Genomic DNA, 15,152 nt, shown 5'->3' on the forward strand with positions numbered 1-15,152 from the left:
ACGATGAGGAAGTCCCAATGATGTCCGACGACCTGGCGACCGCCACCCGCGATCTGATTGGGCGGATGGCACCCGACCCACCTGCGGCGATCACCGACGACCAGCGGCTGATCGAGGATTTGGGTTTCGACTCGATCCGGCTCGTCGAATTGACGATCGCTCTCGAGCGCACCTTCTCGCTGCCGCGCCACGACCCGGCGCAGCTGGTCGACGTGCTCCGGGTGGGCGACGTCGTCGAGCTGGTCGCCCGCGAACGGTTGGCGGCCGCCGATGACTGAGCGTGCTGTCTTCCTGACCGGGGGGAGCGGGCTGGTCGGCGCCGAGGTGGTCTCGCAGCTGCGGGCGGCGGACCGGCGGGTGATCGTCCTGACCCACCGTAAGCAGACCATCGTCGACTCGGCGGGCCGGGAGTTCCCGGCCACCGACTTCGCCGCCGATCCGGCGGCGCCGGTGACATACGTGTGCGGCGACGTGCGCGAACCCGGCTTCGGCCTGTCCACGGAACTGCGGGCAGCATTGGCCGAGCGGGTCGAGGTGCTGGTGCACTCCGCCGCGACCACCGACTTCGCCGCTGCCGAGGAGCTGTACCAAGAGCTGAACGTCGGCGGCGCCCGCAATGCCGCCGCACTCGCCCTGGAGTGGGGCGTGCCGCTGGTCTACGTCAGCACCGCATATGTGTGCGGCCGGCGGGACGGCGTCATCACCGAGGACCAGCACGGCGAGGACAGTGGCTTCGGCAACCCGTACGAGCAGAGTAAGTTCACCGCCGAGCGATACATTCGGGACTGCCCGGGACTGGACTGGGCCATCGTGCGGCCGGGCATCGTCACCGGGCGCACCGGCACCGGCGCGATCCGCGACAAGAAGAACCTGTACACCGTGGTGCGACTGATCACCGAGGGCAAGCTGCGGACCCTGCCCGGCCGATACGACGCCGATCTCGCGCTGGCTCCCGTCGACTTCGTCGCCGCGGTGGTGACCGCGGTCGTCGCCGATACCGGTCGGGCGCGCGGGCGGACCTTCCACGCGGTGGGCGCCGGCGGCGTCTCGCTGCGCGTCATGTCCGATGTTTTCGCCGAGTATCCCTCGTTCGAGGTCGCCCGTTTCGTGCCGCCGTCCTCGTTCCGGGTCGACGACCTCGACGACCTGGAACGCGAATACTACGAACGGATCGGCGTCCAGTACGTCTCGTACTTCGATCGCAAGCGGGTCTTCGTCACCGACGAGGTGACCACGACGCTTCGCCTGACCGTCCCGGTGACGGACACGGATTATCTGCGCACGCTCCTCGACAGATGTCTCGAGGACGGCTTCCTGGGCGCCGCGCTGCCCACAGTCTCGGAGGTGGTCGAATGCTCGAACTGAAGAATGTCATCAAGCGGTACGAAGTGGGAGAACGGCCGGTGGTCGCCCTCGACGGAGTCGATTTGTCGATCGAGCCCGGGACCTTCGTCGCCGTCGTCGGGCCGTCCGGCTCCGGCAAGAGCACCCTGCTCAACATGCTGGGTGCGCTCGACCGCCCGGATTCGGGGACCATCGCCTTCAACGGCCGGGAGATCGCGGCACTCGACGAGGAGGATCAGGCTCGCTTCCGGCGCGAAAGTATCGGCTTTGTCTTCCAGTTCTTCAATCTGCTGCCGGCGATGACCGCCTGGGAAAACGTGGCGATGCCGGCGCTGCTGGCGGGCACCAGCCTGCGAAAGTCCAAGGGACGCGCGGTGGAACTGCTCGACTTGGTGGGGCTCGGCGATCGGACCGAACACCGGCCCGCCGAACTATCTGGCGGTCAGATGCAGCGTGTCGCCGTCGCCCGGGCACTAATGATGGATCCCCCGGTGATCCTCGCCGATGAGCCCAGCGGCAACCTGGACAGCAGGTCCGGCGCGGAAGTGATCGCGCTACTGGCCTCGCTCGCACGTGACGCCGAGCGGCCGCGCGCCATCGTGATGGTGACCCACGATGTCGCGGGTGCAGCCGTCGCCGATCGGCGGATCACCGTGGCAGACGGCCGCATCGTCGCCGATGAGCGGGGTGCTCCGTGCGCGCAATGATCGACCGGTTCGCCGTCTTCACCCTGCGCGAGTTGTCTGCGCATCGTGGGCGTGCGATCGCGTCCACCGTCGTCGTGGCGGCCGCGACGGCGCTCCTCGTAGCAGTCTTGTGCATCCTCACCTCGATCAACGGTGCCATTGATTCATTGGGCGATCGCCTGGTGGGGACCGCGAGTCTGGAAGTCTCCGCGTCGTCCGGCGCTGGCATCCCCGGGGAACTCCGCGACACGGTCGCGGCGGTCGACGGGGTCGCCGCCGCCGTCCCGCTGATCCAGGCACGGGTTGCCACCGCCAACGGCGATCTGCTGTTGCTCGGTACCGACGCCTCGGCGGGCCGGCTGCACAGCCCGGTCCAGAACATGGTCGCCGAGCATCTCGGTGCGCTCGTCAACACGCCAAACGGGATTCTCGCCGGTCCGCAGTCGGGCTTCCCGCAGGGTGCGGCGACACCGATCAACGGCCGGGCTGCCACGATCGTCGCCGTCCTGCAGGGCGACGACGCCGAGGCGTTCAACGGCGGACGCTTTCTCTTCGCCACGGCCCGGACGGCACAGCTGCTGGCCGGTCGCGGAAACGCGATCGACTCGATCCTGGTGGTGACCGACCCCGGTGCGGACACCGCAACGGTGGCCGAGCGCATCCGCCGGGCGGTTGACGGCCGTGCCCTGGTGGGACCACCGGCCGCGGCGCAGGCCAAGGCCAGCAACGGTGTGCAGTTGATCCGCTACGTCGCCGTTTCGTCGGCGGCGATGACCTTCCTGGTGGCGGGCTTCCTCATCTATACGACGATGAGCATGGCGGTCGCCGGTCGGCGTGCCCGGCTCTCTATCTTGCGGGCCCTCGGCGGCACGCGGCGCGCGCTGGTCGGCGACCTGCTCGCCGAGACCGCGCTGTACGCCACCGTCGGTGCCGTGCTGGGTGCCGGGATCGGCATCCTGATCGGCCGGTACTCCGTGGGTAGCCTGCCGGCGGTGTTCATGCAGACGCTGAGCGCCCGCGTCGCCTTCTCCGTTCCGCCGCTGGTGGTGGTCGCGGCGGCGCTTGGCTCGATCGTCGTCGCAGTGGCGGCCGCGGCCTTCGCCGCGCGTGCGGTCTACCGCGTCTCGCCGGTGGAGGCGCTCGCCCCGGTCGGGGTGTCCCGGATCGACCGGACCCCCGGCTGGCAACGCGTCGCAGCCGGGGCCGCCGCAGTGGTGCTGGCCGCCGCCTCGGTGTTTGCGGCGACCACCCAGCCGGGCATCCTCGCCAACTCGGGCATCTCGGTCATGTTCGCCGCCCTGCTCGCATTCAGCTTCGCGATCGGCGACTGGTTGGTCCGTGCGGCTGCTGCGCTCGCCGCACGGTGGGGTGGTCCCGGCGCGCTCGCGGGGGAGACGATAGCCCGATCGCCGCGCCGTTCGTGGGCGACGTTGATGGTGGTGGCGGTGGCGGTGGCCGCCAGCCTGGCGATCAGTGCGGGCAATGCCAACGCCGTCGACTCCGCGGAGCGCTCGTTCGCCCCGCTCGCCGAGGCCGACGCCTGGGTGTCGACCTCGGCGCCTGGGACGTTCGCCACCGGTGCCGCGCTGCCCGCCGAACTCATCGACCGGGTCACCCAGACCGACGGCGTGGCACGAGTGGTCCGCGAGCAGGCGATGTTCGTCGACGTCGGGAGCCAGCGCGCCCTGCTCTTCGGACTGGCCGCGGGCTCGGTGAACCCGCTCCTGCGACAGGTTGCCCCCGAACTCGGTGCCCGGGTGGTGGCCGGTGACGGTGTCGTCCTGACCACCGACCTGGCCGAGTCGCTCGGACTCCGCGCGGGCGACGACCTGTCGATCACCACGCCGACCGGGCGACACACCATTGCGGTGCTCGCCACCGTCCCCTACTTCTCCGGCCTCAACGGCGCCATCGCGATCGGATACGACCGGGTGCAGGAATGGTTCGGCGCACCCGGCGCTACCGCGTTGCAGGTGGTCGCCCAGCCGGGTGCCGGCGCAGCTGTCGTCGATCGACTGGAGGCCGGGGTTCCGGCCGGGGTGCACGCCTTTTCCGGCCGAGCGGCCGTGGCCGGCTTTCGGGACGCACTGGCGCAGGCGACGACCCTCAACCACGTGATCTGGGTGATCGTGACGGCGATCGCCGTGGTGGCGGTCTTCAACGCCCTTTTCCTGTCGGTCCTGGACCGTCGTCGCGAACTCGGGGTGTTGCGCGCGATCGGCGCGTCCCGCCGGTTCACGGTCCGCACCGTCTTCGCCGAGTCCCTCGCCATCGCCGTGATCGGTGCGCTCTGCGGCATCGCCTTCGGGCTCATCCAGCAGGTGATCGCCGACATCGCCTCGTCTCGGGCGTGGAACGTCGACGTGGGCTTCGCCCTCGTGCCGGCCTCCTTTGCGATCGCCTTCGGCGTCCTGGTGGTCTGCACGCTCGGCGCGGTGCCACCGGCTCGCAAGGTTTCCCGACTGTCCATCGTCGATGCCATGAGGATCGAATGACGAATCAGAACACCGCCCCCGCGTCCACCTTCCTCTCGGGGTGCGCCCTGCTCGACGGCACCGCGGTGACCGTTGACGATGAGTCCCGGTTCGGTGGCAAGGCGGTGGGGCTGGCGCGCCTGGATTCCGCCGGCGCGGCCGTCCCGCACTGGACGGCGATCGGCGTAGACGCCTGCGCCGAGCATGTGCGGCGCAGCGGTGCGGCCGATCTGATCGGTCGGCTCGAGCGCCCCGCGGACGACGCCGATCGGGCGGCGCTCGGCGAGCAGATAGCCGCGGCGATCACCGCGACCGAACTCTCGCCGGTACTGACGGCAGCGCTGGCCGTCTTCCTCGACGGCCGAGGCGAAGTCGCCGTACGCAGCTCCGCAGTCGGTGAGGACGGGGCCGATCGCTCCTTCGCCGGGATCTATGAGTCCTTTCTGTACCGCACCGGGATCGAGCAGGTCGCGTCGTCGGTCAAGGACTGCTGGGCGTCGGCGTTCAGCGTGCGCGCGCTGCAGTACTCGGCAGGCGACGATGCCGTCGCGATGCAGGTCCGCCCGGTCGGCGTAGTCGTTCAGGAGATGGCTGCCGGTCAGACCTCCGGCGTGCTGTTCACCGCGCACCCGGTATCCGGGGCGCTCGACGAAGCGCTGGTGAGCGCCTGTTGGGGCTCTGCCGAAGGCGTCGTCAATGGACTGTGCGCCACCGATGAGTTCACGGTCGCGCACGACGGCACCGAACTGGCCGCCACCGTGGCCGAGAAGGATATCGAGGTCATCCGGGCCGACGGGGGAACCGCGACCCGCGAGATCGGCGACGATCGGCGTCACGAGCGCTGCCTCGCCCCGGCGCAGCTCTCGGATCTGGTCCGCACCGCGGTCGGACTCGCGGAGCGGCTCGGTGGCCCCCAAGACATCGAGTGGACCATCGACGGCGACCGCATCGCGTTCCTGCAGGCGCGACCGATCACCGCGCTGGCCGGGCGTGTCGGTGACTGGCGCATCGTGTGGGACAACAGCAACATCCAGGAGAGCTTCAACGGCGTCACCACACCGCTCACCTTCTCCTGGGCCGCACGCGTTTACGACGTGATCTTCACCGAGACGCTTCGCATGATCGGCGTCCGGTCCACCGTGATCACCGAGCATGAGAAGGTACTCCGGAACATGGTCGGCCTGGTGGACGGCCGCGTGTACTACAACATCAACAACTGGTATCGGGTCCTCAAACTCGCACCCTTCTTCGATCGCAACAAAGAGGACGTCGAGCGGATGATCGGCGTGGAAAAGCCGGTTGACTTCATCGAGGGCACCCACCGGACCACCCGGGAACGGATTGCCGCGGTGCCGCAGATGCTCCCGGTGGTGGCGACCCTGGGGTGGCGGATGGCCAACCGGGCCTCGATCGTCGACGCGTTCCAGGACGAGGTCGGCGGTCAGGTCCGCGCGATCAGAAAAGAGCTGGGCGGCGCGCGTGATTTGGAGGCGCTGCTCGACCTCGGTGATCGGGGCCTGGCGCTGTTCAGTCGATGGGCGGTGCAGATCCTCAACGACCTCTACCTGAGTAATCAGGCGGGACGGGCGCGGCGGCTGCTCGCCTCCCTCGGGCACGAGGAGCCCGATGAGATCGTGGCCGGCCTGCTGGCTTCGGAAGAGGCCGTCGAGTCCCTGCAGCCAACCCTGATCCTGCTCCGCCTGGCGGAGAGGATTAGAGACGATCCCGCGCTCACCGCGGCCCTGGAGACCGGTGACGGCTATGCCGAGCTCTGCGCCGCATCCCCCGAGGTCGCCGACACGCTGGCACAGTTCATCGACGAGTTTGGCGACCGCTGCATCGGTGAGCAGAAGCTCGAGACGATCTCGCTGCGACAGGACCCGGTTTTCGTCGCCCGCGTCCTGCGCAACTATGTGCGCGACCGCTCGGTCGGCGTTGACACCTTCGAGAAGGCGCACCGCGAGCGCAAGGCCCGCTTCGAGCGCGAGGTGCTCGACAGCCTTCCGCCGCGCCAACGGCGCCGGCTGGCCGGCATCATGCGCAAGGCCCGCGCGTCGGTCCGCGACCGGGAGCGGATGCGGCTCACGCGCACGCGGATCGTCGGTCTCGGGAGAGAGGTCTATCTCCGGATCGGTGAGGTGCTGCACGCCTCCGGTCAGATTCAGGAGCCGCGCGATGTTTTCTACCTGACCATGGAGGAATTGTCGGCTTTCGCCGAAGGTCGGTCGATGACCGCCGATCTCGCCTCGCTGGCGGCTGCGCGGCGCGCCGAGTTCGCCGCGCACGGCCTCGTCGAACCGCCGAACCAGTTCGAGACGCTGGGGCCGCCGACGATGCGGCGCGGCCCGGCCGCCGAAACCCACGAGGGCACCGACCAGCGCGTGCTGACCGGCACCGGCTGTTGGCCCGGCATCGTCGAGGCGCCCATCCAGGTGGTGATGAGTCCGGACGATGATCTGGACGTTCGGGGCAAGGTGATGACTACGATGCGCACCGACCCGGGCTGGGGGCCGCTGTTCCCGAGTGTGGCCGCGCTGCTGATCGAGCGCGGCAGCACCCTGTCGCATTCAGCGGTGCTGGCCCGGGAGCTCGGGATCCCGGCGGTGGTCGGCGTGCCAGGATTGATGAGCTTCATCTCTGACGGGGAGCGGGTTCGGCTCGACGGTGGCTCCGGCCGGGTCGAACGCCTCGACTTCCCGGACGTCGCCGACGGGGCGGGTGAACAATGACCGCTCCGCTCGATACCCACTGGGTCTGTCTGGCCGGTGGGGACGGATCGGGCAAGTCCACGCAGGCCGCCGCGCTGGTGGCGGCGCTGGTGGCCGAAGGCGTCGACGCGGTGGAGGTCGGCATCTGGGACGGGTTGACCGATCCCGTTACCGCTCCGCTGCTGGGCTTTTCCGATCGGGCGCAGGTGCAAGAATATTTGCGGGTGCTGGGCCCCCGGGCCCGGGCGCTATTCCTGTTCCACGCTTTGCACGCTGCGATTGATCTCGCCGCGTCCCGCCAGCCACAGGTCGCGATCCTCAATGCGCACTGGTACAAGTACTTTGCTTCCGAAGTTGCGCTGGGCGGTGATCCGGCGGAGCTGCGGGCGTGGGTCACCGGCTTCCCCGAACCGGCCCGGACGTTCTACTTGAGGGTTGAACCCGTCGTCGCGATGGCCCGTAAGTCCGAACTGAGCCCGTACGAGAGTGGCTTCGGTGCCGATGAGGAGTTCGTGCAGGTGCAGGCCGATGCCCAGGTGACACTGGACCGGTTGTCCGCGGAGCTGGGGTGGATCGAACTCGACGGTGCCGCCGATCGTGCGGTCCTCACGGCGCAGATCGCCGGGGAGATCTTGGCGCAGGTGCGGGCATGACCGCGCGGGTGGCGGTCGTCGGAATCGACGGCAGCGGCAAAACGTCGGTGATCGAGCGGCTCTGCGAGCTGGTGGACGACAATCAGGCCGGCGCCGTCGCGATGCACTGCCCGGACTTCCACGACAACCGCGATGTCCCGGCGGCGGAGCTGTCCCGGCAGCTGCGCGCGGTCGGTGAGGCCGCTGATCGGGCGTCCGACGCACGGATCAAGGCGGCCACCCTCTTCCTGCGGATCACGATGTTCGGCCAGGTGGAGAAGTTCCTTCGGGAGCGGCACCGTCCGGGACTGATGATCAGCGAGCGCCATCCCATCGTCGAGACGATGGTCTACGCGCCGGTCTACCAGCGGCTGGTGGCGTCGTCGCGCACTCCGGACGAGACGATCGCCGCAATCTTCGCCGATGCGGATCGGCAGTGTCGTGGCGCCAGTGCGGCGCTGCTGGACTGGCAGGCGCAAATCGTGGCGCGCAGCGGGCTCGCGGCCGACTTGCCAACCGTCGTCGACGATGTGGCCGCGCTGGTCTCGGGTGGTCCGGCGGCCGCAGCAGCGGCACTGGGCGAGGTCTGTGAGACCACCCTTCCGGACTTGGTTCTCTGGCTCGACACACCGCCGGAGGTGTGCGCCGCGCGCCTCGCGCAGCGGGCGGAGCGGGAGATCCACGAGGATCCGGCCACCTTGCGGAAGTTGCGGGCGCGATACGAGCAGACGTCGCAGGAGTTGGCCGAGGAATTCGGTCCGGCGATGATCTCCCGGGTGGACGTCACCGGACTCGACGGCGTGGAGGCGTATGCGCGCCGATGTCTGGCCGCGGTGGAGTTCGCCGGCCTGGCGTGATCGCCGGAGGTTGCGGCCGGCTACTCCAGGCCTTCTTGCGCCGTCTTCGAACCGCGCCGAACCGCCGCCAACTGCACCCCGACGATCATCGTGCCGAGGACGCCGACCCCCAATCCCCACAGGCAGACGGCGAGGGTCAGCCCGCCGACGCCGGCGATGACCGCGACGATGGTCGCAACGAGCCACCCGGCCATCCCGACGACGATGACCGGTGCGGGTTCGCGCAGCACCGCGGGCAGTTCGGGGATGTTCTCGCCGGTCGGGGAGTCGTTACGCACGTCGGCCATAGGATCCAGGTTAACGTCTTCTCGTGAGCGCGCCCCAGGTACCGTCGACACCTTCGCTCGTCCGAGCCCGCGTGGACAAATTCTTCGCCCTTACCGCCCGTGGGTCCACGCCGCTGCGCGAGGTGCGCGGCGGAGTCGTCACCTTCTTCACAATGGCCTACATCGTGGTGCTCAATCCGATCATCATCGGCGGCACGCCCGGCAAGCCGCTCAACGCCGACATTGCGGGCAACGTGCTGCCGATGGCGGCGGTGGCCGCTGTGACCGCGCTCGTCGCCGGTCTGATGTGCCTGATTTTCGGCGTGATCGCGAACTATCCGTTTGCCTTCGCCGCCGGGCTGGGCATCAACAGTCTTCTCGCGGTCAGTGTCACGACACAGGCGACGTGGCCGCAGGCGATGGGACTGGTGGTCCTCAACGGCGTGATCATCGTCGCGCTGGCGGTGACCGGGTTCCGGACGGCGGTGTTCAATGCGGTGCCGGCGGAACTGAAGGCGGCAATCGCCGCGGGCATCGGCGCGTTCATCGCCTTCATCGGCTTCGTCGACTCCGGGTTTGTTCGGCGCGTCCCCGACTCGGCGCACACCACCGTGCCCGTTCAGCTCGGCCACTCCGGTTCGATCGCCACCTGGCCGGTGGTCGTGTTCGTGATCGGGCTGCTGGTCATGGGGGTGCTGACGGTGCGGAGGGTGCCCGGCGGACTGCTGATCGGCATAGTCGTGACGACGGTGCTGGCCATCATCATCGAGGCGGTCGCCCAGCCGGGCGGGTGGGCCTTGAACACCCCGCGGCTGCCCGATTCGATCGGTGGTCCGCCCGATCTGTCGCTCGTCGGGGACGTCGATCTGTTCGGTGCCTTCACCGAGCACGGGACCGCCGCGCACGTCATCGCCGCACCGGCGATCGGTGCCACCATCTTGTTGTTCACCATCGTGTTGTCGAACTTTTTTGATGCGATGGGCACGATGACCGGGCTGGGCAAGGAAGCCGGTCTTGCCGACGCGAACGGGACGCTGCCGGGCATCGGCAAGGCGCTTGCGGTGGAGGGTACCGGGGCGATCGCCGGTGGATTGGGCTCGGCCTCGTCGAACACGGTTTTCGTCGAGTCGGCCGCGGGCATCGCCGAGGGTGCCCGTACCGGTTTGGCCAACGTGGTCACCGGTGTGCTGTTCCTGGCCGCGATGTTCTTCACCCCGCTCTACACGGTCGTGCCGCTGGAAGCGGTCGCCCCGGCACTGGTGATCGTGGGTGCGTTGATGATCGGGCAGGTCCGCAGCATCGACTTCACCCGGTTCGAGTACGCGCTGCCGGCCTTCCTGACCATCGTCACGATGCCGTTCACCTATTCGATCGCCAACGGCATCGGCCTGGGTTTCATCAGCTGGGTGGTGCTGGCGACTGCGCGGGGCAGGGCGCGTCAGGTGCACCCGATCCTGTGGGCAACCGCCGCGGTCTTCGTCGTCTATTTCGCCCGTGCCCCGATTCAGGGGCTGCTGACGTAACGTCGATCCCACCTGGTTTCGCCAGTTCAGCGTCGATCCCACCTGGCTTCGCCAGTTCAGCGTCGATCGAAGTGGGATTGGCGAACCCGGGGGAGTCAGAAGTCGGTGCCGGTGGCCGGAGGTGATTGCGTACGCCACACGGCGGCGAAAGCGGTGAGCAGCTCGGGGTCACTTGCCCGCACTCGTCCCGCCGCGGCCAGTGCCCGCGCGTCCACCGCCCCGAAGAACAGACTGGCCAACACGGTGATGTCGCAGGCGATCTCGCCGGCCGCGCCGTCGCCAGGGACCACGTCGGGGGAACCGTCGACGATGCGCAGCCGGTAGCGGCCGCCGGTGGTGCCCAGCGGATCGTCGACGACGAGCGTGGTGTCGATGTCGGCCGCATAGGTTCGCGCGCCCAGCGCGTCCGCGACGTCCAGAATGGCGATCCACAGGGTGTCGTGGCGCGAGGTCGTCTTCACCCCGCGCAGATCGGCGAGTTTGAAGGGGAGTGGGTCCCCGACGGGCAGGGTCGCGGTCGTGGTGGCGACCAGGTCGAGCGACGCAAGGATTCGCCACAGCTCGGTGTGTGCCTCATCGGTGACGGCGACGACCTCGTCGACGTGTGCGGCGGGCAGGTTGTCGGGACCGGTGTTCGCCGTATCGAGGTGGTAGACGGCGTAGCCGTCGGGGTGGAGCAGGTACTGGCGTTCGCCGGTGGTGATCAATCGGTGTGCCGGCCGGTCGTCGAGTACCGACTGCCACCACAGAAGGTCGCGACTCATCACGCCCGGGTGGACATCGGCCCACCGGTCATAGAGGGCCGGCGCGTGGCCGGCGAATTCCTCGGCGGTGGCGAAGCGGACCTGCGCCTGGGCGGGGGCGGGCAGGCGCAGCGACTGGCGCTCGTCGATCCGCACGTCCTCGGCGAAGACCGCCGGGCCGAATCCGAACCGGCCGTAGATGGTGGCCTCCGACGCCCAGAGGGCCGCAATGGGCTGGCCCTCCTGCGCCCACTTCGTTCGCAGCCGCATGATCAGTTCACGAAGAATGCCCCGGCGGCGGTGGGTCGGCGCCACCGACACCCACGTCAGGCCCGGAAAGTCGAGTCGGCCGCCGCCGGGTACCGACATGGTGAGGCGGTAGTACATGGCCTTGCCCACCAGCGGATCGCCGGGAAGGGCCGGGTCGCGCACTACGACGATGTCCTCGTTGTTGATTCGCGCTCGCGAATTGGCGCGCTGGTACTCGTCGATCGGCGCGGTGATGCCGAATGCCCGGGCATCCGCGGCAAAGATCTCCGGCCAGTCGGAGTCGATGGCGGGGCGGAACTGCAGATCGGGACCGGAAGCCATGCGACTACCGTATCGGGGGTGCCCGCCCCTACGACACTCCCGGTGCAGATCGTCGACGTTATCGACCCCGACGATGAGCGGCTCGACGACTTTCGCGACCTCAACTCCGTCGACCGCCGGCCAGATCTGCCGGTGCTGCCGGGGGGCGCGCTCGGTAAAGGGCTGGTGATCGCCGAAGGGGTCCTCGTGGTGGAGCGCATGGTGGCCTCCCGCTTCGCGCCGCACGCATTCCTCGGGGTGAACCGTCGACTCGACGAGCTGTCGACGAGCCTGGTGCCGACGGCCGATCCCGGCGCCGTGCCATTCTTCCGGGCGAGCGCCGAGGTGATGGCCGAGGTCGTCGGCTTTCACCTGAACCGTGGTGTCCTCGGCGTCGCGCGACGGCCGGCCGAACTCACTGCCGAGCAGGCCATCGACGGGGCCACAATCGTCGCGGTCCTCGAAGGCGTTAACGACCACGAGAACATCGGCTCGATCTTCCGCAATGCCGCCGGACTGGGCGTCGATGCGGTGCTATTCGGTTCGGGCTGCGCCGATCCGCTCTACCGTCGCTGTGTGCGGGTGTCGATGGGGCACGCGCTGCTCATGCCGTTCGCGAAACTGCCGCAGTGGCCCCGCGAACTGGATCTGCTCGGCGAGCGGGGCATGACGACGGTGTCGCTGACACCCGATCCGACGGTCCCACTGCTGCCGGAGGCGGTTGACGGGGTGGGAAAGGTGGCATTCCTGGTTGGTGCGGAGGGACCGGGCCTGACGGCCGCGGCGATGCGCGCCAGTCATGTGCGCGCCCGCATCCCGATGAGTCGTGGCACTGACTCCCTCAACGTCGCCACCGCCGCCGCCATCGCCTTCTACGAGTTGGCGCGACGGTAGCGGCAGGAACCCGGTTTCCACCCGGCAACCCGGTGAAACCGCCGACACGCCGCGACGCCGAGCACTAGCGTTCCTCCAAAGTCCAAGGGGGACACATGATGAGGCTGCATCGCGCCCGGCTCGTCTTCTGGGTGGCCGCGCTGGCCGCCGCGACCGTCCTCGTGACGGCACCGGCGGGCATGGCCAAACCGATGCCCGACGAGCCGTTCACCATGGGCCCCATCCCCAACGAGGTTCCCCGGGCGATCAACGCCCTGATTCCGCCGCCACCCTTTCCACGTCTCGCGCGGATTCCGCAGCGCGCACAGACGCCGGGATTCAGCCATCGCATGCAGGAGTTGCGGGAGGCGGTGCTGCCCGATCCGACTGGCGACCCGTTCTTTGATCGCTGGGCACCGGACCTCGCGCAGCGAGCGCCGGGCGAGTTGCTGGCCAGTCGCGACGTCACGTGGCCGGCCGGGCTGCTCGTGACGGCGCCGATCTCGAGCGCGACGCAGGTGAAGTTCGCATCGCGCGACGCTCGCGGACGGCCCTCGTTCGGCACCGCGACCATTCTGGTCCCGCGCGACCGGTGGCTCGGCCGGGGGGCGCGGCCGATCGTGGTGAACAATCTGCCGATCGATTCACTCGGTGCCGCGTGCACGGCCGGGATGACCCTCGCGCACGGGGTGAGTATCGCGACTGGGGCGTCGGATTTCATCCCGCCGACGACCCAACTCGCGCTGGCCCGCGGCTACACGGTGATCGTTCCGGACCATCAGGGCCCGCGCCAGTCGTATGCCGAACCAGTGGTCGCCGGGCACGTCATTCTCGACTCGCTGCGGGCGGCCGCCAATCTGGACCGGGCGAAATTCGGCAACAGCCGGATCGGCATGTTCGGCTACTCCGGCGGTGCCATCGCCACCAACGGTTCGGCCAAGCTGATCGGTTCCTATGCGCCAGAGCTGGCGCCGCGCATGGTCGGGGCGGCACTCGGCGGGGTGCCCGCCGACTTCCAGATCCTCGTCGGGTCGATGAACGCGAACCTTGCGACCGGCGTATTCCATGCCGCGACGCTGGGAATTGCTCGCGAACGCCCGGAGATGCTGACGATGGTCAACAATGCCGCCCAATGGTTCGCGACGTCGCCACTGAAGAACGTGTGCCTGATCCCGGAGGCGCTGGCCGGACAGACCTTCCTGCCGATGCAACTGTTCTCCAATGATCCCGACCCGTTCCATTCGCCGATCGCCTACCAGGTCTATGCCGCAACCAAGATGGCGGACCGGCGGGCCGGCGTGCCGCTGTACATCTTCAACGGAACCCAGGAGTTCTGGATACCGGCGACGGGCGCCCGCAACCTCTTTCGCAGTCAATGCCGGCTGGGCGCGAACGCGACCTACCGGGAGGCATTGGGCGAGCACGGCATCGCTGCTCTGACCGGATTTCCGGAGGCCGTGATGTGGCTCGACGCCAGGTTGCAGGGGCAACCGGCGAAGAACGAGTGCCCGCGCGATCTTCGGCCGCGCAGCGGCCGGTAGCCGTTACTGGTTGGGGGTACTGCGCACGCCGAGGAGGACTTCCTCCCAGCCGGGGACTTCGGGCTTGCGCTGCTTACGTCCGCGCCTGGGGCCCGGCTGCGCCCCGACCTCCGGAGGTGCCGGGCTGGGTGGCTTCGCACCACTGCGCGTGCGCTGATTCGGGTCGGCCTCGGTGGTGCGCTGCTGCGCGTGGATCACCGTGTCGGCATTGACGGTCACCGACTCGACGGGATCGGCGACGGGCTGGAGTTGGTGGCGCGCACCGGCGTCCGGATGGACCAGTTCGTCGGCAGCATTGTCGAGGGGTTCAGCGGTGCCGCCCTGAGAACCGGCGGTGTACCGCCAATGCGCATGGTTCTCGGTATGCCCGGCGGTCCAGGCGAGCTGTCCGACCCACTTCCCGTCCTCGGCTTTCCACGCATCCCAGGTGGCCACCGCCGGATTGATCCCGCGGGCCCGCAGTGCGGTGGCGACGACATCATCGAGGGTGGCCAAGGCTGGGCCGTCCTCACGCATCGGGTGGGCCGCACGGATCAGTTCGGTGGCGCGCCCGCGCTCGAGGAGTACGGGATGGGCGAACCGCTGAACCCGGTCGACGGTCGTACCGGCGGCCGCGGCAACCTCGTCGACGCTGGCGCCGGCGCGTATGCGGGCCTGGATTTCGCGGGGCCGCAGGGCGGACTCCATCTCGATCTGAATCTGACCGAGGCGGGTGACGTCACCGCGCGCAGCCGCGCGCAGCCGATCGTCGGCGGGGATGCGGAACTTCTCGCCGGTATTGCTGTCGACACAGATGACATAGCTGGCGTCAGCGTCGACGCTGGTGACGCGCAGCTCCCGCATCTGCCCCTCCTCGTCGCTGGTTCGGTGGTTTGTCCCAGGCTAGTGCACAGCGGGTGTGTCGGAGGCGCAGACACGCAGGTTAACGGCGCCCC

General features: G+C 68.9%; 13 protein-coding genes. 10 read left to right on the forward strand and 3 right to left on the reverse strand.

Translation table 11 applies throughout. The features are described from left to right. Positions 1-17 precede the first annotated feature (17 nt). Genes B4M62_RS12620 through B4M62_RS12650 form a run of 7 tightly spaced genes read left to right on the forward strand, consistent with a single transcriptional unit; the run spans position 18 to position 8,701 of the window. Positions 18-278 (forward strand): acyl carrier protein, encoded by a 261-nt coding sequence (locus B4M62_RS12620; protein ID WP_290713484.1) that lies wholly within the window; start codon positions 18-20, stop codon positions 276-278. Next, entirely contained in the window at positions 271-1,365 is a 1,095-nt protein-coding gene (locus B4M62_RS12625) for an SDR family oxidoreductase (protein ID WP_290713487.1), read from the forward strand. The genes B4M62_RS12620 and B4M62_RS12625 overlap by 8 nt, the downstream gene beginning before the upstream one ends. Beyond that, positions 1,353-2,051 (forward strand): ABC transporter ATP-binding protein, encoded by a 699-nt coding sequence (locus tag B4M62_RS12630; RefSeq protein ID WP_290713490.1) that lies wholly within the window; start codon positions 1,353-1,355, stop codon positions 2,049-2,051. Before B4M62_RS12625 ends, B4M62_RS12630 begins: the two co-directional genes overlap by 13 nt. Next, positions 2,048-4,525: an ABC transporter permease gene (locus B4M62_RS12635; RefSeq protein WP_290713579.1), complete on the forward strand. Its 2,478-nt coding sequence runs from the start codon at positions 2,048-2,050 to the stop codon at positions 4,523-4,525. The genes B4M62_RS12630 and B4M62_RS12635 overlap by 4 nt, the downstream gene beginning before the upstream one ends. Next, a complete protein-coding gene (locus B4M62_RS12640) occupies positions 4,522-7,233 on the forward strand; it encodes a phosphoenolpyruvate synthase (protein WP_290713493.1) in 2,712 nt (903 codons plus the stop codon). Before B4M62_RS12635 ends, B4M62_RS12640 begins: the two co-directional genes overlap by 4 nt. Then, a complete protein-coding gene (locus B4M62_RS12645; protein WP_290713496.1) occupies positions 7,230-7,865 on the forward strand; it encodes a hypothetical protein in 636 nt (211 codons plus the stop codon). Before B4M62_RS12640 ends, B4M62_RS12645 begins: the two co-directional genes overlap by 4 nt. Then, positions 7,862-8,701: an AAA family ATPase gene (locus B4M62_RS12650; protein WP_290713499.1), complete on the forward strand. Its 840-nt coding sequence runs from the start codon at positions 7,862-7,864 to the stop codon at positions 8,699-8,701. Before B4M62_RS12645 ends, B4M62_RS12650 begins: the two co-directional genes overlap by 4 nt. Positions 8,702-8,721: 20 nt before the next feature. Here B4M62_RS12650 and B4M62_RS12655 read toward each other — a convergent pair whose 3' ends face one another. Then, the gene (locus tag B4M62_RS12655) at positions 8,722-8,988 is read right to left on the reverse strand and encodes a DUF2530 domain-containing protein (RefSeq protein ID WP_290713502.1); all 267 of its coding nucleotides are present in this window, start codon (positions 8,986-8,988) and stop codon (positions 8,722-8,724) included. Between the two features lie 23 nt (positions 8,989-9,011). On the opposite strand from B4M62_RS12655, the gene B4M62_RS12660 reads away from it, so the two are divergent. Then, the gene (locus B4M62_RS12660) at positions 9,012-10,490 is read left to right on the forward strand and encodes an NCS2 family permease (protein ID WP_290713505.1); all 1,479 of its coding nucleotides are present in this window, start codon (positions 9,012-9,014) and stop codon (positions 10,488-10,490) included. Positions 10,491-10,585: 95 nt separating this feature from the next. Here B4M62_RS12660 and B4M62_RS12665 read toward each other — a convergent pair whose 3' ends face one another. After that, a complete protein-coding gene (locus tag B4M62_RS12665; protein WP_290713508.1) occupies positions 10,586-11,824 on the reverse strand; it encodes a GNAT family N-acetyltransferase in 1,239 nt (412 codons plus the stop codon). Between the two features lie 18 nt (positions 11,825-11,842). Here B4M62_RS12665 and B4M62_RS12670 point away from each other — a divergent pair, with 18 nt between their 5' ends. Together B4M62_RS12670 and B4M62_RS12675 are read left to right on the forward strand one after the other, a co-directional pair. Beyond that, positions 11,843-12,697, forward strand: coding sequence for a TrmH family RNA methyltransferase (locus tag B4M62_RS12670; RefSeq protein WP_290713511.1), 855 nt, complete (start codon positions 11,843-11,845; stop codon positions 12,695-12,697). 98 nt (positions 12,698-12,795) lie between these two features. Further along, complete coding sequence (locus B4M62_RS12675; protein WP_414651840.1) at positions 12,796-14,217, forward strand: lipase family protein; 1,422 nt, start codon at positions 12,796-12,798, stop codon at positions 14,215-14,217. Between the two features lie 3 nt (positions 14,218-14,220). Here the strand turns inward: B4M62_RS12675 and sepH are convergent, their stop codons facing one another. Beyond that, complete coding sequence (sepH, locus tag B4M62_RS12680; protein WP_290713514.1) at positions 14,221-15,060, reverse strand: septation protein SepH; 840 nt, start codon at positions 15,058-15,060, stop codon at positions 14,221-14,223. Between the last annotated feature and the right edge of the window lie 92 nt (positions 15,061-15,152).

Source organism: Gordonia sp. UBA5067 (genome assembly GCF_002414845.1).
Lineage (GTDB): Bacteria > Actinomycetota > Actinomycetes > Mycobacteriales > Mycobacteriaceae > Gordonia > Gordonia defluvii.

Coding starts and splice junctions, on each gene's coding strand:
- B4M62_RS12620 (WP_290713484.1), top strand. CDS start 18: ATGATGTCCGACGACCTGGCGACCGCCACCCGCGATCTGATTGGGCGG.
- B4M62_RS12625 (WP_290713487.1), top strand. CDS start 271: ATGACTGAGCGTGCTGTCTTCCTGACCGGGGGGAGCGGGCTGGTCGGC.
- B4M62_RS12630 (WP_290713490.1), top strand. CDS start 1,353: ATGCTCGAACTGAAGAATGTCATCAAGCGGTACGAAGTGGGAGAACGG.
- B4M62_RS12635 (WP_290713579.1), top strand. CDS start 2,048: ATGATCGACCGGTTCGCCGTCTTCACCCTGCGCGAGTTGTCTGCGCAT.
- B4M62_RS12640 (WP_290713493.1), top strand. CDS start 4,522: ATGACGAATCAGAACACCGCCCCCGCGTCCACCTTCCTCTCGGGGTGC.
- B4M62_RS12645 (WP_290713496.1), top strand. CDS start 7,230: ATGACCGCTCCGCTCGATACCCACTGGGTCTGTCTGGCCGGTGGGGAC.
- B4M62_RS12650 (WP_290713499.1), top strand. CDS start 7,862: ATGACCGCGCGGGTGGCGGTCGTCGGAATCGACGGCAGCGGCAAAACG.
- B4M62_RS12655 (WP_290713502.1), bottom strand. CDS start 8,988: ATGGCCGACGTGCGTAACGACTCCCCGACCGGCGAGAACATCCCCGAA.
- B4M62_RS12665 (WP_290713508.1), bottom strand. CDS start 11,824: ATGGCTTCCGGTCCCGATCTGCAGTTCCGCCCCGCCATCGACTCCGAC.
- B4M62_RS12675 (WP_414651840.1), top strand. CDS start 12,796: ATGAGGCTGCATCGCGCCCGGCTCGTCTTCTGGGTGGCCGCGCTGGCC.
- sepH (WP_290713514.1), bottom strand. CDS start 15,060: ATGCGGGAGCTGCGCGTCACCAGCGTCGACGCTGACGCCAGCTATGTC.